Origin of the sequence: Microcoleus anatoxicus (assembly GCF_042465725.1) — a bacterium.
Classification (GTDB): domain Bacteria; phylum Cyanobacteriota; class Cyanobacteriia; order Cyanobacteriales; family Microcoleaceae; genus Microcoleus; species Microcoleus anatoxicus.
This window is the reverse complement of the sequence record NZ_CP120853.1, coordinates 1,653,977-1,671,344: the sequence shown is the minus strand read 5'-3', so window position 1 is coordinate 1,671,344 and position 17,368 is coordinate 1,653,977. Positions and strand designations below refer to the sequence as shown.

The window sequence follows — 17,368 nt, the reverse complement described above, 5'->3', positions numbered from 1 at the left end:
TAGAAAATTATTGAGTTCTATCCAAAAATACTGTTAGCGATCGCATGAAATCCGAAAAAATACTGAATACTCTCGACAATACTGGAACACCGACTTTAGGCAAAGAAACCCTAATTCACCACTCAGTATACGTAAAAAAATTGCGTCCTCTTCTGCCATCAGAAGCCTTTGAACCCGATCGCCACAAATTAGTAATACTCTTACTCAACCTAGGAATTGTATTGCTGGGATGGGGAATTGCTAGTCATCTAGACCAATGGCCAGTCTATCTTTTATGGCTCTATCTACCTTTAGCCATAATCATGGGCAATAGTATCATAGTTTTGCTATTTAGCTCCCACGACCTCATGCACGGTAGCGTTCAAAAAAAGTCTTGGCTGACTTATCCGATCGCCTTTTTGGGATTAAGTATGCTATTCATGCCACCTACCCAGTGGAAAAATCTGCATAACCTCGTACACCACAACAACACAAATTCCTTAGCAGATCCCGATCGCAACTACCTATACCAGCAGCCAGATACCTGGGGAAAATGGATTCAAAATCTGTTTGTACCGTCAGTAGAAGTCAATCCGGTGTGGTTGATTATCGGGATGGCGGGCTCATGGTTTGTACATAATTTCCGCAATGTCTCCTCGGTATTGTTATTCAATGATAAATCTGTAGATTACGTACCCGCGGCCTTTACAGTTAGCCCTAAAGATAGATTGACAATTGCCCTTGAGTGCTTGGGAATCTTAGGAATTCATCTGAGCATCTTATTCTACCTAGAATTTAATCCCCTCAAAGTTGCTCTAGCCTACATTTTGCCGATCGCACTTGGTCATGCCGGCGCAATGTTTTACATCTACACCAATCATATGGGTTGTCGGATGACCAGCATCAATGACCCACTGATTAATAGTGCTTCACTGCGAGTTCCTAAAATATTCGATGTACTGCACTTTAATTTTTCTTACCACACAGAACATCACATTTTTCCCAGCATCAACTCCAACTATTACCCGATGGTGCAAGAGTTGTTACAAATTCATTATCCCGGCCGCATGAATTTAATAGATGCTGGGGAAGCATGGCGGTTACTGATGGAAACCCCGCGACATTACAAAGATGAAGTTACTTTTACTGATTCTTTAGGTGAAATGTCTGTAGATTGTGGTAAGTCTCAAGCAGATCAAGTTTAAAGAAATTAGGAAGGCTTAAGGGAGGAGACGGCAGTGCCCAAAGCGTGTCAACTTAAGCCTGAAACCCTTGAGAAATCTCGTTTATATCCGAGTCCAGATCCCCCTAAATCCCCACCCCCCCCTAGCCCCCCACCCCCCCCTGCCCCCCCCAAGGGGGGAAGGGGGAAGGGGGACGAAAGAGAAGAATCCTGTCCCCCCCCAAGGGGGGCTAGGGGGGATCTGGGCCTAATCGTCAAACAACAGTCTCTGACAGGGTTTGACCTTAAGTTGACACGAAGAAGGGCAGTGCCGTGTCCCTACAACATTATTTTGGAGTAGGGAAACGGCATTGCCGTGTCCTCCGTTGCCCTAATCAATCGATAATTAGGTACGAGTCATTAAATATTGACCATTACCATTGTATTCGCCGTCGCAACTGGCGAAATTAGCCACAAACCACATCAAATAAAACCGCCAGATGCGGCGAAATTTGGCATAGTCAATGCCATAGTCTAAATCTTTGACTATCGCTTGAGAATCATCAAAGTTTTTCAGCCAATTAGCAAAGGTGGTGGAGTAATTGAATCCATTCAAATACCATCTTTTAATGGTTTTGAGGTCGTTGTTGTAGCTGGGAACTGCATCATATTTCCAGTAACGGCCGTGGGGGAAAATATATTTGTGGGTGAAAACGCTGGATATATTGTTGGGGGTACGGACTGTGATGATGTGAATGAAAACTCGGCCGTTATCTTTCAGGAAAGAGGCGAGCTTTTGGAAAGCTTTCGTTAAATTACCGACATGACAAAAAACGCCGATCGACAAAATCTTATCAAACTTGGTCTCAAATTGGGCATCGTTCAAATCTCCTTCGTAGAGAGTGAATCGACCAGAGCTGAGGTAGCTTTCGGGATCTTGCATCTTCCGGCGCATATATTCGCATTGGTGGTGACTCAAGTTAATTCCCGTAAACTTGACATTGGGGAATTTGGAGAGGATGTAGTTGGGAACGCAGCCCCAACCGCAGCCAAAGTCTAAAATATTGTCGCCATCTCTGATGTCGAGTTTTTCAATCACATCATCAATCATTTGGATCTGGGATTGTTCGAGGTTGGTGGCTCCTTTTTCCCATAATCCCATGCTGTATTTGGGATAGATGAGTTTTCCCTCGCCTAACATTGGATTCAGCATGGCTTGAGGCAAATCGTACTGAAGTTTCATTAAATCCCGCGGCCCTTCAGCAGTCCGATCTGTTTCTGTTAGTACCCATTCGTAGGGTGCAAGCAGGGACGGAAAATGCTTAAAAAAGACTGGCATACAGGTATCAAAAAGCGATCGCAAGACAGAATCGGGTACTTCTAATCCGTTGATGTAAGCTTCTGCTACTGCCATTTGCACGGCATTAACAGCACTGACTGCGACGCGGGTTGCTCGGTAAGCAAGGGGACTTTTGGTATGTACATTTCCCAGGATGGGGAGATGCTTTTCGATGTTTTGTAAGACTGTTGATGAGCTCATGTTTATACTGTTTTTAAAGATGGTGCTATTCTATCTCAAGAAAATCAACATTTTAGAGACACAAAAACTTGTAAATCTTACTAAGTAAGGTTTACACTGCCAGAGCTTGCAAAAACATCAAGATTTACCACGAAGTAATCGGATTAGAGAACGAATTTATGAGGCTTTCAGACAGAATTCAACTATTAAGAATAATGTAGTTTTTTTCGAGGGATGGATGAAAAGGGGTCTCAGAGGATTGCTGGATTGGGGGGTTCTCTCGTCGTTGTGGCGATAAGTCATGCTTATAATCTAACAATATCAAGGCTTTCAGCTTTCCTTGACAGCCCCCGTCATACTGCTTGCCTGGGACGGGGGAGAACGTCACACTTCGGTGGTGTCAGCATTCCCCACACCTATATCTATAGCGGTAGCAGCCGGTCTTCCCCTGGTGGGAACTGCTAAATCCGGTTCTATTTTGCCTGGTTTGGTCAAGAAATTGATGGGTGTGCTAGGGCCCGATCCTATGAAATTAGGAAAATATTTTGGTAAAATTGGCAATAACCTCCACACAACCTGATTGGGTATGGTAAACTAGAAAGCACTTGTTGATGAGTCTTTCACGTTTGACTTTGGCTGGCTCTATCGAAAATCTCAACTTCCATCCACATCTGATTTAGGAGATATTTCATGTCGATTTACGTAGGTAATCTTGCTTATCAAGTTACCCAAGAAGACCTCAATACCGTATTTGCAGAGTACGGAACCGTTAAAAGAGTTCAGTTACCGACAGACCGCGAAACTGGCAAAATGCGCGGTTTCGCCTTTGTGGAAATGGGAACTGAGGCTGAAGAAACAGCCGCGATCGAAGCGCTTGATGGCGCTGAGTGGATGGGCCGCGACCTGAAAGTTAACAAAGCCAAGCCACGCGAAGATCGTGGAGATCGTGGACCCGGCGGCGGTGGCGGTCGCTCCGGTGGCGGTGGCGGCTTCAATCGTCGTTACTAATCCTCCGAGGCGAAGTCATAGGATTGGCGATCGCTCTAAGTAGCCAGAGATACATAAACTTTCAAAACTGAACGAAGTCAGGCAATCTCCAACTAAACGGTTGCTTCCTTCGGCCATAGCGAGTCTCGCGATGATAATTTTATGTTTAATTGTGTCTATTAACTGAGTTGCAATAGCTATTAGTTTATTGACTAGAGGCGATCGTCCTTTGTTCACAGACCGAACCTACACCGATAAACGCAGAGAACCATAAATTTATCTGCGTTTATTTTCGTTTATCTAAAACCTGTAGTAACAAACTTCTTGGCTATGTGGTCAAATACGAATTCAGACTACGAATGGTTACTACAACGAGCGATCGCGATCGCCGTCAAAGCTCATGAAGGGCAGCTAGATAAGGCAGGCAATTCCTATATAGATCATCCGCTATTTGTGATGAAAAATGTCAATTCTCTAGAGGAGAAAATCGTAGCGGTGTTACACGATGCGGTGGAAGATTCCGAACTGACATTGGATCAACTCAGAAGCGAAGGTTTTCCTGAATTTATAGTAAACGCGATCGGCGCCATTACCAAAATAGAAGGAGAACCTTATGCAGCTTATTTAGAGCGGGTGATGACCAACCCGATCGCCTTGCGAGTCAAAATCGCCGATGTTACTCACAACCTCGATATTCGTCGCATTTCCAATCCGACAGAGGCAGATTTTCAACGCATCGCCAAATACAAAAAAGTCCTCAGTCAGTTGCGCGGGGCCTTAAAGTAATTCTTATTGAAAACATTCAAATCCCACCGCAGATATCCACCTTCATCGTGGCACAGGCCCGAAAGCCTGTGTGATATCTCCGACAAAAAAAATCAAATCCTAGGCCATCACCATCCCCCCATCCACATTAAAAACCTGCCCCGTAATATAAGCAGCCGCCGCATCCGCCGCCAAAAACTTCACCATCCCTGCAACTTCCTCAACTTCCCCGTATCTCCCCAGGGGAATGTACTTCAAAATCTCATCAGATTTAACATCCTTAGTCATATCTGTAGTGATAAAACCCGGTGCAACCGCATTCACAGTAATGGCGCGACTCGCCAACTCCTTCGCCACAGTTTTAGTAAACCCAATTACCCCAGCCTTCGCCGCACTGTAATTAGCTTGTCCCGGATTGCCCATTTGTCCCGCCACCGAAGCAATATTAATAATTCGGCCACTGCGCTGTTTCAGCATGATTTTACTCGCAGCTTTCGTACACAAAAATACACCAGTTAGATTCAAATCAATCACAGCTTGCCAATCTTCCAATTTCATCCGCAACAGCAAAGTATCGCGAGTAATGCCTGCATTGTTCACCAAAATGTCAATCCGTCCCCATTTTTCCATGACATTGCTGGTGAGTGCATCTACTTGGTCAGTTTTTGAGACATCTGCTGCAAGGGCGATAGCTTCGCCACCAGCAGCGACTATTTCTGCTACCACTGCATCAGCAGCAGCACTCGAACTGGCATAGTTGACGGCGACTTTAGCGCCCTCTGCGGCTAATTCTAAAGCAACGGCGCGGCCGATTCCCCGCGATGCACCGGTCACGACAGCAACTTTACCCTGCAATCTCTGAAATGTCTCTGGTAATAATTCCATAATTCTATCCTCGCAATCTACCAGAGAATTTTGCACTAAAATCGAGCCAGAACCAAAAAAAATATTTTGTCCTATGGCAGTTCAAAAACAGTTCAGCAGTTTTGAGGAGTTACTATCGAGCTCCGATTTGCCGGTGTTGGTAGATTTCTATGCTACTTGGTGCGGGCCTTGTCAGATGATGGTGCCGATTTTGGAGCAAGTCAGCGGTCAAACGAAGGATAAGCTGATGGTGGTCAAGATTGACACGGATAAGTACGAACAGTTGGCTTCGCAGTATCAAATTTATGCTTTGCCGACTTTGGTGTTGTTCAAAAATGGTGCTGAGGTCGATCGCATTGAGGGAGTGATGCAACCGGCGCAATTGATCGATCGACTGCAACCTTTCTTGTAGGTTCGTAGTAAGAGAGTATCACAATGAGTGTAGGGGTGAAGCATTTGGGCGACAGTTTATGTTGAAAACAAGAGTGTTTTATCTCCAAATGCTTCACCCTCCCAACAGATTTAACCGTCAATCATGAAGACTCCCAGCCACGCGATTATCAATCTGGCAATTCTCGGCCAACGGCAACTGCCGCAAGCTAATCTAATTATTGCGATCGGCGGAATCTTGCCGGATATTCCAATATTTTTATTTTACTTTTGGGCGAAATACATTGCTCGCTTGCCGGAAGCTACAATTTGGTCAGAAGCATATTATGAGCCTTTTGTCCAGAATATTGTGGCTCTGTTTCATTCTATCCCTCTGGCGGCGATCGGCTGGGTAATTGCTGATTACTTTGGCTGGGAAAGCATCCAAATTCTGTTTTTGAGCATGATTCTGCACTCTCTAGGAGATTTGCCGGTGCATAATGATGATGCTCACAGACACTTTTTTCCGTTCAGCAATTACCGTTTTATCAGTCCGTTTTCTTATTGGGATAGGAAGCATTACGGGTCAATTGTTTCTGTGGTGGAAATGTTGTTAGTGTTGCTGTCAACTTTCCGCGTTTTTGGTTTTGTTCACTCTTCTATTGGTAAGATATTGTTGATTTTGGTGAATTGTTTTTATTTAATTGGATCTGTGTCTTTTTACGTTCGTTCTTTAGTTTATCGTTCTTAATTATGCTGCAATTGCTCTCTTATAGCGGTTCTCAAAAAAGTGAGGTATGCCCACGGAACCCTATGCCCTATGCCCCATGCCCTATGCCCAGTCGTACCTCATCTTTCTGAGAAATGCTATAGATCGAATCCGGTAGCATCGTCCTGTATTCATCTATGAGGTTCGGCGTTTGGGGGTGACTCTGGAGGTGGCGGGGCGTCCGGCTACATCAGGTTTTTGTACAATTTGGGTCGAACCTGTGGAAAGACGGAAGTTTACGAGGTAAACATTCCAATGACTTAAATCGCTGGCTTAATCTTTTCTCTTACTTGGTTGGTTTAGGTTTTTCTTGCTTCGTTGGTTTAAGTTTGGGCTTGTTATCACGAGAATAACTAGGATTTTGCCATTTTCTCCCTTTTAAACCTAACCAAAATTTGTACAATTGAGCAAAATAATAAACACTACCTCCCGGCTTAGGATTTTTATGTATAATTCCGTTAACTTCTAATAAGTGAAGCAGTTCTTCAGGCTTCTTGAATAATTTAAGACTGGACTGTTTTAGCTCAGAGACTTCTTTCAAAAATTGTTTTATTTCTGCTTCTTCTAAGTAAATATATTTATATTTAGCGTTTTGTGATTCTCTTAAATATTCAATTATTACTACTAAATCTTCATTAAATGCTTCTCTTGTTAAATCGTTAAAATGAGCCTCTACAGCTCTGTCTCTGTTTTTTAAGTCATTACAGTAATCTGTATGATGAAGCACAGGATAATGAATCAACTGAGGTAAAGAATAAAATTTTATCCTTTGCTCTTCATTTTTTCCTTCTAAAGAGGATTCGATAGCGTTTCGGATTAAATTTATGAAGGGTCTCAGGCTAATAGTCACTTGATCGGCATTCTGCAAATTAAGGAAAAACCACTCATAAGGTATGCCCACAGAATGGTCTCTTACCATAATTTCATTTCCAAAAAATACTGTCATAAATGGTTCTATTTGAGTTCTTTCTAGGGGAATTTGATCCTCAGACTCTTTTAAGATTTTCTCAATTTCTTCAATGAAGTTTTCTTGAACAACTCTTCCACGCCGCATTAACTCAAAAAGCTTAGTTTTTGAAGATTTATTTATAAATACCTGCTTGAAAAAGTAGGAATATATTTCGTCCCTTGACCATTCAATTTTTGTGATTCGGTCTTTTAATCTCTCAGTATTTGTTCCTGATATTTGAGGAATTAAATCTGTACGAATGAAAATTTTAGCAAAAATGTTTTGGAAGCGAGCTGAGCTCCACCAATAAGCTACAAGTGGAGAAACTATCTTTTTCCATCGTTCTGGGCTTACTTTTACTAAATTATCTAATTGATCGTAGAGGACAAATAACTTAATGTTTTTATTCTCTAAAAAAGAATCTAGATTTTTTAAATCTTCCTCAATTAGAGAGTATTGTTCAGGTTGATTAATTAATTTATGAAATCTTGTTGCTGTCGCTGTATCAGGTTCAATAGCTTTAACTTTATCCGTAAGCTTAGAGGAATAGTTTAACTTTTCGGATGCGTCTAGCATGACTGAATTCCAAGTATGGACAACCCAGAAGCGTTTGTAATAAGAGTCCTCTTCTTTAATTTCAAAACCTCTTAAGGTATCTATATCAAAAGATTTATTACCAAAACGGCCTGTTCCTGTTTCAGAAATAATGTCAATAAATTTTATTTTTTCATCACAGCGTGCTCTTCTTTTTAGAATCTCAACGTATCTGTCCTCTTTTAACGCTTTATAAAGATATGTTTTACCAGTCCCTTTAAAGCCTTGAACTATGAATTTGTTTTTGTCAAACAGTTCATCCATACATTTTCTATAAAAGAATTGTTCTGGTTTAATTTCAGTATCTTCTGCATAGGGGGATGGTAGAGCCTTCTGAAGTTCGCGCAAAATAGAATCTCTGATAACTTTGGACTCTAAAGCCCCAACAGGATCTTGCTGGGCAGGAAATACAATAGAATCTATATGGTCAAAAAGAACTTTATAATCTTCAAATTTCTTATCTTTAACAAACTTTATGTAGTTATCATCATAATTCGATTTTTCTTCTTCATTTTCTTCCATTAAACCAATTGCTTCAAGCAGGGGATTCCTTCTTAAAGGGGACATGATTGGTAAATATTTATCCTCAATGACTTGATTATCTTGTAATTCGTCTAAGTAGTCTCTGACCTTAGCTCCAAAACGATTATAAAATATTTCACTAATGCTTTTTTCTTCAGGTAATATAGAGTTAACTAAAAGCAGCTTTACATTATTACTATTATCATTGCTGTAAAATGTTTGATAAAACTTATTTAGTAGGAAATATAATCCAGGTTTTGTTTGTTGGCTACTGCCAAATAAAGCAACTATTGCCTTAGAAAAAACTAATGCTGTTGTTCCAAAAATGTCATTAAATCCTGTTCTAGAATCTATCAAAATCAAATCTGGTTTAATTTTTGTATCAATTTCTTCTAAAAGATTTTTAAACCCATTAATAATCTTATCTTGACTTGATAAATCTAAACGGGCAAGTCCTTGTAAATAGTGATCTCTATGAGTGGTTTCTTGATTTTCTGCTGTATTAATAGAATTTTCACTTAAATTTCCTGCTGGGAAAATATAAATATTATCTAAACCTTCAAGATCTTTTTGGTTAGGGTAGTTTGGATAGCTATCTTTATTTAACCTAATATAATAATTATCTATATTAAGAGACTGGCTTTTTGAGAAGTCTCTATCCAAGAAGTATTCAACTACTCCATTAGTTTGTCCTGATAAAATTCTCAAGTCGTTAGCTAACCTAAAGAAGTTTAAATATCCAGGGGCTTCAAAATCACAATCAATAATTACTACTTTCTTTTTCTCATTGAGAGCAGCATTTAAAGCATAGGAACATAAAGATGTAGTCCTACCCATGCCCCCTTTGTAGCTATAAAATGTTACTACAGGACAGATTGACAAATTGTTATTAGATAAATTGTTCTGAGTTTCTAAAAGAGAGTGAAAGCGGTACTTTAACCCTAAATCTAATTTAGATTCATTATCATCAATAAATATGTTTTCTAAAGCGGGATCATCTTTTACTTCATCTTCAGAAAAAATTTCCAAATTTATTCGATAAGCTTTTGCTAAATTTCCAAAATATTGTTGTATTTCTTGGATAGCAGGAGAGCCTTTGTGGGATTGCTCGGTAATTACAAGATAAACGTCAATCTCCATATTGAGTTCTAAGAAAACCCTGTAATCAATAATTTCCTCATCTTTTTTTAAGCTCGCTAACTTGGAATTAATATGATCAGCTTGATGTAGTAATGTCAGCATTTTTTCCTCTTCTTTTGGTACTTTTATTTTTTATTAAGAGCTTGTTGATATAAAAAGTTTACATTCCCTTGTTTACCTAACAACTTTACACACTTCTCTATAAAATTTGCCCGTGAAATCTATTAAGTCACAGATATCTGACCTATTATAGTTTCGTGTAGTTTCATAGCGGCAACGTGCCTTCCAAGTTTTTATTAAATTCAAAACAGATGATGGAACAATTTTTTCGTCATGTATTAATAGTAGGTTGCTTGATGGGGTAAGCTTTTTCAGTAGACTTATATTTTTCATAAAATCATGGCTTTCGATATAAAATGTTGCAACATTTGATGCAACATTTTCCCTACCTGTTTGCTCCGTATATGTCCTCTTAAAAGCGAACTTTTCGCTTTTATCGTAAAGTTTGTAAACAGAAGTATCCTTCGGAAAGTTGTTCTTAGTACATATCTTGTTGAAAAGCGCATAGTTTATAACGCATTCTAGAGTGTAACCCGATAAATAAAAAAGATTCATCAGCAGATACTGTTCACTCAAAGGGGAAATGCTGTGATGAGAATGATCGAAGTAATCAACAATTGCTTGACAACTTTTCAAATGTTTTAATGCTGCTTTTTTATATTGTATATACTGCATATACTATACTATTTTTACCTATGTGAAATTGCTTGCTTATTTTGGGTAAAACCTCAAAAATCCTCTCAGCTAGAGTATTACCCAATTCCTTCGGATCGAGCTTATGCAAACCACCTCCATACACGCGCCCCTCACCCATCAGCGCTTCATCAGAAATGCGATCGAGCGCCTTCCACACCTCCTTAAGCAATTGTGGCTTCTCTAAAAGCACTTTGGCAAGAGCAGGTTTAGGATACAACATCAAATATACATTGGTAGCCGTAGCCATTGAATGATTCAGAATAAATCGAAAAGGTCTACCTCTACCAGTATCTTGACGACCCATATAAGTACAGAGGAACGGGGAAAGAGGACGCTTTTCCTGAGAATACCAGGGAAAGTGATGCTTGCACAGGTAGCGATCGCCTGCTAAATAATTCCTTCTGCGGCTGGTAAGACAGAAATACTTTACACCGCCTGAAACACCGCTGGGCTAGTACCACTTTGATAATCAAGGCTAGTCACAATATGCTCTGCTTGGATACCTGCGGCAATAAGTGCAGAGGTTAACCCTTCCTCGAAATTATCTTCTTCAATGATGACATGGCGATCGACCAAGCGTGCGTGAAACAGAATGGTGTCGATCCAGCGTTGCTTATCCCAGCCTGTAGCGATAATCAGGAAATGACCTGAATCCGTATCGCAGACAGGATAAAGCTTAATCGCTTGTAAGCGAGGTTGGTTTCGTGTTGCCTCTTTCACCGTTTTTTGTAGGATATCTACATAGCTGATTTCGTGTTCCATTGAACAATAACCTCCCGCTCTGGTTCGTAAACTAATAAGTTAATTCTATTCCTCTGGACGGCTAACTGAAAAATTGGTTTTTGGAAGTGTCGAATATAGACGGCTTGACTGATGGCTAAAAACAACTGTCGTTCGGGTTCTTGGTTCTCCAAAGCCCATTGGTAAAGCTGAAGCTGTCCCATCGTTTTTTCCAGTTCATTAATAACTGAAGGCGAGTCGAAGTTTTTGATTTCCACAGCTATTTTCCGTCCTTCTTTTTCGGCGGCGAAAAACTTTTCGGCTCCTAAATCAGCTTTCAAGAGCGTTTGTTCTAACACTAAGATTAACGGGTCATCCGTAATCATCCACCCGTCTTTTTCGAGAGTGTGGCGCAGGGATAAATGTAAATTGTCACGTCTAGACATTAGTTATAAAAGCTTGATATAGCGGTTCTCAAAAAAGTGAGGTATGCCCTAATGCCCTATGCCCTATGCCCTATTCCCAGTCGTACCTCATCTTTCTGAGAAAGGCTATATCAAGACGACTAATTATCAAGAATTAGCAAAAGCGATCCTCTTCGAGGGCTGCGCTAACGAGTTTGCATTTAATGAAGTTACATCAGAAAATCTTTGGAATTGGTTTAGTCACTGCTGTTATTGTACCTCATCTTTCTGAGAAAGGCTATAGCAGCGCTTCTACAGACATAATGCTGTCCTAAAATCCCAAATCGAAATTCTAATATCGCTAAGTACGCCGAATATTAAAACAACACCAATCTTGGCGCTTCCACAGAGTAGCCACAATCCAACCGTGTTGTTCGAGAGTATCAGCAATTGGCTTAGCTTGGTCGAGTAAAATGCCGCTGAGAACTCCCCAAGTAGTTGGTTTGCTAATTTCAGTGAATTGCGGGATTAAATCAATGATTACTTCTGCTAAAATGTTGCACATGAAACCATCTAAAGGTTCATTTACCATTTCTTTTAGCCGATCGATACTACCGAGTTCTGTAACCAACTGCTGAGAATTAACTCGGTTGAGTTGTCTGTTGCTAATGGTCGATCGCACTGCCAAAGGATCGGTATCCAAAGCATAAACTTTTGTAGCGCCTAATAACACCGCGCCGATCGACAAAATACCAGATCCGCAGCCAATATCGGCAATGATACACTCTTTGTCATCAAAACCGAGGCGCATTTCCAGCGACTCCAGACAAAGCTGAGTGGTGGCGTGGGCACCGGTACCGAAAGCGACACCGGGATCTAAACGTAAAATGATGCGATCGGGATTATGCGGTATTGGTAGCCAAGCGGGATAAACTAAAAAGCGATCGCCAATTTCTTGAGGCTGCCAATGCTGCTTCCAAGTGCTGCCCCAATCCTCTTCCTCAATCAAATCCCACTGCATCGCTGGTAAAGGCAAACCCGCGCACAGGGCATCTTGGCGCAGCCACAGCGACAGGGCGGCCAAATCCAACAATCCCGCCTTTTCTTCCGGGAGGTAAGCCGACATCAGACAAGAATTACTTTTCATCTCGCTGACACTTCCCTGACAGCCGAACATTTCCAAGCGCCAGAAGATGATATCTTCCAACGCCGGATCGCAAAGAACTCGAATTTCCCACCAGCTATGTGCCATAACGATTTTAGATTTGAGATTTGAGATTGTAGATTGGGGGAGAGAGACTGAGGATTGGCAATCAGGATTGACTAATAGAAAAATTCGCAGTTGTCTTGCTAATTACCCATTAACAATTGCCCATTACCAATTATCAGTCCTGGCATTTAAGATCTAAAATCCCAAATACTTCAAAGATTCACTGTGTAAGCATCCCGAATTCCTGGAACTTTGATGATTTCAGCCAAAATCCCCTCTGGTAGAGGGTCATCGAGGCTCAGAACCATCACCGCGTCACCGCGCACGATTTTACGCCCTACCTGCATACTGGCAATATTGACATTAAAACTGCCCAACTGAGAACCAATTTTGCCAATAATTCCCGGCATATCGCGGTGCAAGGTAAATAACATATGGTGAGTCGGGGAAACGTTGACGGGGAAATCGTCCACGCTGGTAATCCGAATTTCGTTTTCGCCGAGGACAGCACCAGTGACGGTGTGTTCGCCCAGGGTTCCCTTGGCCATCAGGTGCAGAGAACCTGTGTAGTCGCGAATAGAGGCATCTCTGGTTTCGACGACTCGAATGCCGCGTTCTTTGGCTTCGATGCTGGCGTTGACGTAGTTAACGCGCTCTCTGAGGGCTTGGGAGAGGAGTCCTTTGAGGGCGGCGACGACTACGGGCTGGCTTTGGTTATTTGCTAATTCGCCTTGGAGTTGGACGTTGAGGTAATCGACTCGGCCGCCGGCTAGCTGGCTGACGAGGTTGCCTAGGGTTTCGGCGAGTTGCAGGTATGGTTTGAGTTTTTCGATCGAATCTGGGAAAATTCCTGGTATGTTAACAGCCGATCGCGCTGGTAATCCTAACAGTACATCACGAATTTGTTCGGCAACGTCGATCGCCACATTCACCTGAGCTTCGGCTGTCGATGCGCCCAAGTGGGGTGTGAGCACGATGTTTTGGCCCACACTCCGCAGAGGAGAATCAGCTTCCAGGGGCTCGTGTTCGTAAACGTCGATCGCAGCACCGGCAATCTTCCCTGATTTAATCGCTTCAGCTAGGGCTGCTTCATCGATGATGCCACCTCTAGCACAGTTAATGATGCGGGCCGTGGGCTTCATCTTCGACAGCACTTCAGCGTTAATTAGGTGCTTGGTTTCGGGAGTTTTGGGGATGTGCAGGGTGATGTAGTCAGATTCGCGCATCAGCAGTTCTAGTTCTACTAAGCGACAGCCCAACTGTTCGGCTCTTTCGGTGGAAATAAAGGGGTCGTAGGCGAGCAGTTTCATGCCCATTGCTTTGGCGGCGGCGGCTAGGTGGGAGCCGATTTTGCCCAAACCGACGATACCGAGGGTTTTTTTGTAAACTTCTACGCCGATGAAGCGGTTGCGTTCCCATTTACCACTTTTGACAGATGCGTTGGCTTCTGGGATGTGGCGGGACATGGAAAGCATCATGGCGATCGCGTGTTCGGCGGCGGCGATCGTGTTACCTTCGGGAGAATTGACGACTACAATTCCTTTGCGAGTGGCGGCGGGTACATCTACGTTGTCTACGCCGACTCCGGCGCGGCCGATGATTTTGAGTAAGTTGCCGGCTTCGATGATTTCTTTGGTAACTTGGGTGCCAGAACGGATCATTAAAGCGTCGTAATCTGGAATAATTCTTACCAGTTCTGCTGCTGACAAACCTGTGTTGACATCAACTTGAGCGACTTGAGACAGGATATCAATTCCGGCTTGGTCGATGGGATCGGATACTAAAACTTTAGGCATAGCAAGCAATTGAGTGGAATTCAGTAAAAATAGGCCCAGCGAGCTCAAAGTAAAGGCTAAGACTGGGAGCAGTATCTTACTGCTGAGCTTAATTTTGGCTTTGTGCAGTTTGAATTGTATATGTATTTGGTCTAGACAGGTCGTTTTTGCTTGAAATATTTTAGGTTTGTGGTCGATCGCACTCTCAAACCGGCTTCAAATCCCCGAACTGCTTAGCTAGTAAGTCTTTTCGGGTTATAATAAATTTTAGCTATCTTAGCTGAACTATCAGGAATTGTGTTTAATGAATTATCTTATTGCCGTACTCCCCGATCGAATGCAAGCCGAAGCTGCCTATTGTGCTCTGGAAAAAGAAGGCTTACCGATGAAACAGGTAAGTATTTTGGGCCGCGGCTACAAAACTGCGGATGAATTTGGTTTGATCGACCCGAATCAACAAGCAAAGAAACAAGCTAAACTGATGGCTATTTGGTTGATACCTTTTGGGTTTATTGCTGGCTTTACTTTCAGTCTGATTACGGAGTTAAGAACTTTTGCTTGGGCGGGAGAAATAGGCGATCATGTCATCGGTGGGGTATTAGGTGCGATCGCTGCTGGGATGGGTAGCGTGTTTGTTGGAGGTGCGGGTGGTATGGCTTTTGGTAGTGGTGATGCTTTACCTTACCGCAACCGTTTGAATGCGGGTAAGTTTTTGATTGCGGTGAAGGGTACTGATGATTTAACTGGAAAGGCTGCTAATATTTTGCGGCAGTTTGAACCGGAAAATATGCAAGGTTATACAGAAACATAGTTAGTTGGCAGTTGTCAGTTGGCAGTTGTCAGTTGGCAGTTGTCAGTTGGCAGTTGGCAGTTGGCTGTTTTCATTCTACTCAATTAATCTTTGGAGACAGTTATGGAATCACAAACTATCGCCCTACATTCTCCCCTAGAATTAACTCTCGAATTAACTGATGAGCAGTTTTTTCAGTTGTGTCAAAACAACCGGGATTTAAGATTTGAACGCACGGCTAATGGAGAATTGATTATCATGTCACCTACGGGTAGCGAGACTGGCAGACGAAATTCTGGCTTAAACTTTCAACTTACAGCTTGGAATATTCAAAACAATTTAGGAGTTGTTTTCGACTCTTCTAGTGGATTCAAACTGCCCGACGGTTCAGATATTTCTCCTGATTCTGCTTGGGTGCGACGCGACAGATGGGATGCCTTAACTCCCGAACAAAAAGAGAAATTTGCGCCCATTTGTCCCGATTTTGTAGTGGAATTGCGATCGGCTAGCGATTCATTAGAAAAATTGCGGGCTAAAATGAAAGTGTACATCAAAAATGGAGCAAAGTTGGGATGGTTGCTCGATCGCAAAAATAGACAAGTTGAAATCTCCCGCCCCGATAGAGATGTGGAAATTATATATTCCCCTGTAACTTTGTCAGGTGAGGATGTATTGCCGGGTTTTGTTTTGGATTTAAGTGATATTTTGTAGGTGGGTATTAATTATGGCAAGTTTGCAAAGAGAAGAACTGTTAAAAGGGATTGAAAATCGCGAATCGGTGGCGCGAGTCATTGACTGCGCCGAACAAGCTATTAAAACTTGGGAGGTTACTCAGACTGATTTTATGTCGCCTCCAGAATTGGCGGAAGCTAAGATTGTATTTAATCGTTTGAGTGATGTGGAGTTGGTGGCTTGGGGTGGCTATCCGCAAGCTGAAAGACAAAGAATTGCGATCGCGAGATCGGAAATTGCGATCGACTCTGAAGCAGTTAACATTGCTGCGGTAGAAATCGCTGGCAATTTCCTGTTCGATACAGCTTCTCACCGCGACTTTTTGGGGGCGATGTTGGGCACGGGAATTGTGCGGGAGAAAACGGGTGATGTGATTGTGTTGGGTGAACGTGGGGCCCAGGCGATTGTGATGCCTGAGATGGTAGAGTATTTGGAGATGAGTTTGCAACAAGTGCGATCGGTTCCAGTCAAAACTCGGCGCATTGAATTGAGTGAACTCAAAATTAGGGAACCGAAAAAGAAAGAAATGACCACAGTTGAAGCCTCCATGAGATTGGATGCTGTGGCTTCGGCTGGATTCGCGATGTCTCGCAGCAAAATGGTCGATTTAATTGACAGCGGCGACGTGCGAGTTAATTGGAAAGACATCACTCAAGCTAGTTATAATGTCAAGTCTGGAGATTTGATCGCTGTTAGCGGTAAGGGAAGATTGGAAATTGGAGAAGTTGCTGTTACCAAGAAGGAACGCTATCGAGTGCAATTAACTCGGTATTTGTAATTTATAGGCTAGAAACCGGGTTTTTTGGGAGAATATCGTTACACACCCAAAAACTCCTAAAAACCCGGTTTCTTTAGATGAATTTACGATAGACTAATATTATATCCGGTCAAATAAACCGAATTCCTGTAGGGGCGGGTTCACCAACCATAATCGCCTGAAATAAACCATCTCGAAAACCCGCCCTAACCCAACCAACAATCCCAATGTGCATTTGGGAATTAATGCAAATTTCATTGATGTGGGTTATTGGTGGGGCGAGGGCGGGTTTATTGAGATTGTCGGTACTCATTAAAGATTGTTGGTGAACCCGCCCCTACGGGATTTATGTTGGATTATCATGCGAAAAACCCGGTTTCTTTGGTTTATGTCCTAGTCTTGGATGTGCGGGGTGGCGAGAAACCGGGTTTTTTCCAGAATCGTTGATTACAGTCGGTGATTTGGGCAAAAACCCGGTTTCTGAGATTTGGGGTAGGGGGAGAAACCGGGTTTTTTTCGAGGATATTGATACAGCCGAAAAACTGCGAAAAACTCGGTTTCTTTGGTTTATGTCCTAGTCTTGGATGCGCGGGGTGGCGAGAAAC

General features: G+C 42.4%; 19 protein-coding genes. 10 read left to right on the top strand and 9 right to left on the bottom strand.

Translation table 11 applies throughout. The annotated features are described in order from the left end of the window. Window positions 1–44: 44 nt before the first annotated feature. On the top strand, window positions 45–1,184 hold the full coding sequence (locus P2A85_RS07245; protein ID WP_377478348.1) for a fatty acid desaturase family protein: 1,140 nt from the start codon (window positions 45–47) through the stop codon (window positions 1,182–1,184). A 363-nt stretch (window positions 1,185–1,547) separates the two neighbouring features. Here P2A85_RS07245 and P2A85_RS07240 read toward each other — a convergent pair whose 3' ends face one another. Continuing rightward, window positions 1,548–2,681, bottom strand: a complete 1,134-nt coding sequence (locus P2A85_RS07240) for an SAM-dependent methyltransferase (RefSeq protein ID WP_377478346.1) — start codon at window positions 2,679–2,681, stop codon at window positions 1,548–1,550. 319 nt (window positions 2,682–3,000) lie between these two features. On the opposite strand from P2A85_RS07240, the gene P2A85_RS07235 reads away from it, so the two are divergent. From P2A85_RS07235 to P2A85_RS07225, 3 genes are all read left to right on the top strand, one after another. Next, window positions 3,001–3,240, top strand: coding sequence for a hypothetical protein (locus P2A85_RS07235; RefSeq protein WP_377478345.1), 240 nt, complete (start codon window positions 3,001–3,003; stop codon window positions 3,238–3,240). Window positions 3,241–3,350: 110 nt separating this feature from the next. Beyond that, window positions 3,351–3,668 carry an RNA recognition motif domain-containing protein gene (locus tag P2A85_RS07230; protein ID WP_377478343.1) on the top strand — a complete coding sequence of 106 codons (318 nt, stop codon included), beginning with the start codon at window positions 3,351–3,353 and terminating at the stop codon, window positions 3,666–3,668. 309 nt (window positions 3,669–3,977) lie between these two features. Next, the gene (locus tag P2A85_RS07225) at window positions 3,978–4,433 is read left to right on the top strand and encodes a GTP pyrophosphokinase (protein ID WP_377478341.1); all 456 of its coding nucleotides are present in this window, start codon (window positions 3,978–3,980) and stop codon (window positions 4,431–4,433) included. A gap of 99 nt (window positions 4,434–4,532) precedes the next feature. Here the strand turns inward: P2A85_RS07225 and fabG are convergent, their stop codons facing one another. Further along, window positions 4,533–5,297, bottom strand: a complete 765-nt coding sequence (gene fabG, locus P2A85_RS07220; RefSeq protein ID WP_377478339.1) for a 3-oxoacyl-[acyl-carrier-protein] reductase — start codon at window positions 5,295–5,297, stop codon at window positions 4,533–4,535. 73 nt (window positions 5,298–5,370) lie between these two features. Here fabG and trxA point away from each other — a divergent pair, with 73 nt between their 5' ends. The 3 genes from trxA to P2A85_RS07205 all read left to right on the top strand — a co-directional run bounded on the left by trxA (window position 5,371) and on the right by P2A85_RS07205 (window position 6,661). Further along, complete coding sequence (gene trxA / locus P2A85_RS07215; RefSeq protein WP_371124120.1) at window positions 5,371–5,688, top strand: thioredoxin; 318 nt, start codon at window positions 5,371–5,373, stop codon at window positions 5,686–5,688. Window positions 5,689–5,811: 123 nt separating this feature from the next. Then, window positions 5,812–6,396, top strand: coding sequence for a hypothetical protein (locus P2A85_RS07210; RefSeq protein WP_377478338.1), 585 nt, complete (start codon window positions 5,812–5,814; stop codon window positions 6,394–6,396). A 169-nt stretch (window positions 6,397–6,565) separates the two neighbouring features. Beyond that, window positions 6,566–6,661 carry a hypothetical protein gene (locus tag P2A85_RS07205; protein WP_377478337.1) on the top strand — a complete coding sequence of 32 codons (96 nt, stop codon included), beginning with the start codon at window positions 6,566–6,568 and terminating at the stop codon, window positions 6,659–6,661. Between the two features lie 39 nt (window positions 6,662–6,700). Here P2A85_RS07205 and P2A85_RS07200 read toward each other — a convergent pair whose 3' ends face one another. From P2A85_RS07200 to serA, 6 genes are all read right to left on the bottom strand, one after another. Then, a complete protein-coding gene (locus P2A85_RS07200; RefSeq protein ID WP_377478335.1) occupies window positions 6,701–9,721 on the bottom strand; it encodes a KGGVGR-motif variant AAA ATPase in 3,021 nt (1,006 codons plus the stop codon). A gap of 613 nt (window positions 9,722–10,334) precedes the next feature. Then, entirely contained in the window at window positions 10,335–10,679 is a 345-nt protein-coding gene (locus P2A85_RS07195; RefSeq protein ID WP_377478334.1) for a hypothetical protein, read from the bottom strand. A 122-nt stretch (window positions 10,680–10,801) separates the two neighbouring features. Continuing rightward, the gene (locus tag P2A85_RS07190) at window positions 10,802–11,137 is read right to left on the bottom strand and encodes an element excision factor XisI family protein (RefSeq protein WP_377478332.1); all 336 of its coding nucleotides are present in this window, start codon (window positions 11,135–11,137) and stop codon (window positions 10,802–10,804) included. After that, window positions 11,113–11,541, bottom strand: a complete 429-nt coding sequence (locus tag P2A85_RS07185; RefSeq protein ID WP_377478331.1) for a XisH family protein — start codon at window positions 11,539–11,541, stop codon at window positions 11,113–11,115. The genes P2A85_RS07190 and P2A85_RS07185 overlap by 25 nt, the downstream gene beginning before the upstream one ends. A 319-nt stretch (window positions 11,542–11,860) precedes the next feature. Continuing rightward, a complete protein-coding gene (gene prmA, locus P2A85_RS07180) occupies window positions 11,861–12,751 on the bottom strand; it encodes a 50S ribosomal protein L11 methyltransferase (protein WP_377478329.1) in 891 nt (296 codons plus the stop codon). A 170-nt stretch (window positions 12,752–12,921) separates the two neighbouring features. Beyond that, entirely contained in the window at window positions 12,922–14,505 is a 1,584-nt protein-coding gene (gene serA, locus P2A85_RS07175) for a phosphoglycerate dehydrogenase (protein ID WP_377478327.1), read from the bottom strand. 283 nt (window positions 14,506–14,788) lie between these two features. Between serA and P2A85_RS07170 the strand changes: the two genes are divergently transcribed. The 3 genes from P2A85_RS07170 to P2A85_RS07160 all read left to right on the top strand — a co-directional run bounded on the left by P2A85_RS07170 (window position 14,789) and on the right by P2A85_RS07160 (window position 16,784). Then, window positions 14,789–15,295: a hypothetical protein gene (locus P2A85_RS07170; protein WP_341738494.1), complete on the top strand. Its 507-nt coding sequence runs from the start codon at window positions 14,789–14,791 to the stop codon at window positions 15,293–15,295. Window positions 15,296–15,397: 102 nt separating this feature from the next. Continuing rightward, a complete protein-coding gene (locus P2A85_RS07165) occupies window positions 15,398–15,985 on the top strand; it encodes a Uma2 family endonuclease (RefSeq protein WP_377478326.1) in 588 nt (195 codons plus the stop codon). Between the two features lie 13 nt (window positions 15,986–15,998). Further along, the gene (locus P2A85_RS07160; protein WP_377478324.1) at window positions 15,999–16,784 is read left to right on the top strand and encodes a photosystem II S4 domain protein; all 786 of its coding nucleotides are present in this window, start codon (window positions 15,999–16,001) and stop codon (window positions 16,782–16,784) included. A 109-nt stretch (window positions 16,785–16,893) separates the two neighbouring features. Here the strand turns inward: P2A85_RS07160 and P2A85_RS07155 are convergent, their stop codons facing one another. Then, on the bottom strand, window positions 16,894–17,076 hold the full coding sequence (locus P2A85_RS07155) for a hypothetical protein (protein ID WP_341733940.1): 183 nt from the start codon (window positions 17,074–17,076) through the stop codon (window positions 16,894–16,896). Window positions 17,077–17,368 lie beyond the last annotated feature (292 nt).

What these genes read in the sequence shown, in the direction of transcription:
- P2A85_RS07170 (WP_341738494.1), top strand. Translation starts at nt 14,789, where the DNA reads ATGAATTATCTTATTGCCGTACTCCCCGATCGAATGCAAGCCGAAGCT.
- P2A85_RS07210 (WP_377478338.1), top strand. Translation starts at nt 5,812, where the DNA reads ATGAAGACTCCCAGCCACGCGATTATCAATCTGGCAATTCTCGGCCAA.
- P2A85_RS07155 (WP_341733940.1), bottom strand. Translation starts at nt 17,076, where the DNA reads ATGAGTACCGACAATCTCAATAAACCCGCCCTCGCCCCACCAATAACC.
- P2A85_RS07190 (WP_377478332.1), bottom strand. Translation starts at nt 11,137, where the DNA reads ATGGAACACGAAATCAGCTATGTAGATATCCTACAAAAAACGGTGAAA.
- P2A85_RS07160 (WP_377478324.1), top strand. Translation starts at nt 15,999, where the DNA reads ATGGCAAGTTTGCAAAGAGAAGAACTGTTAAAAGGGATTGAAAATCGC.
- P2A85_RS07195 (WP_377478334.1), bottom strand. Translation starts at nt 10,679, where the DNA reads ATGGGTCGTCAAGATACTGGTAGAGGTAGACCTTTTCGATTTATTCTG.
- serA (WP_377478327.1), bottom strand. Translation starts at nt 14,505, where the DNA reads ATGCCTAAAGTTTTAGTATCCGATCCCATCGACCAAGCCGGAATTGAT.
- P2A85_RS07165 (WP_377478326.1), top strand. Translation starts at nt 15,398, where the DNA reads ATGGAATCACAAACTATCGCCCTACATTCTCCCCTAGAATTAACTCTC.
- P2A85_RS07240 (WP_377478346.1), bottom strand. Translation starts at nt 2,681, where the DNA reads ATGAGCTCATCAACAGTCTTACAAAACATCGAAAAGCATCTCCCCATC.
- trxA (WP_371124120.1), top strand. Translation starts at nt 5,371, where the DNA reads ATGGCAGTTCAAAAACAGTTCAGCAGTTTTGAGGAGTTACTATCGAGC.
- P2A85_RS07230 (WP_377478343.1), top strand. Translation starts at nt 3,351, where the DNA reads ATGTCGATTTACGTAGGTAATCTTGCTTATCAAGTTACCCAAGAAGAC.
- P2A85_RS07185 (WP_377478331.1), bottom strand. Translation starts at nt 11,541, where the DNA reads ATGTCTAGACGTGACAATTTACATTTATCCCTGCGCCACACTCTCGAA.
- fabG (WP_377478339.1), bottom strand. Translation starts at nt 5,297, where the DNA reads ATGGAATTATTACCAGAGACATTTCAGAGATTGCAGGGTAAAGTTGCT.
- P2A85_RS07200 (WP_377478335.1), bottom strand. Translation starts at nt 9,721, where the DNA reads ATGCTGACATTACTACATCAAGCTGATCATATTAATTCCAAGTTAGCG.
- P2A85_RS07245 (WP_377478348.1), top strand. Translation starts at nt 45, where the DNA reads ATGAAATCCGAAAAAATACTGAATACTCTCGACAATACTGGAACACCG.
- prmA (WP_377478329.1), bottom strand. Translation starts at nt 12,751, where the DNA reads ATGGCACATAGCTGGTGGGAAATTCGAGTTCTTTGCGATCCGGCGTTG.
- P2A85_RS07225 (WP_377478341.1), top strand. Translation starts at nt 3,978, where the DNA reads ATGTGGTCAAATACGAATTCAGACTACGAATGGTTACTACAACGAGCG.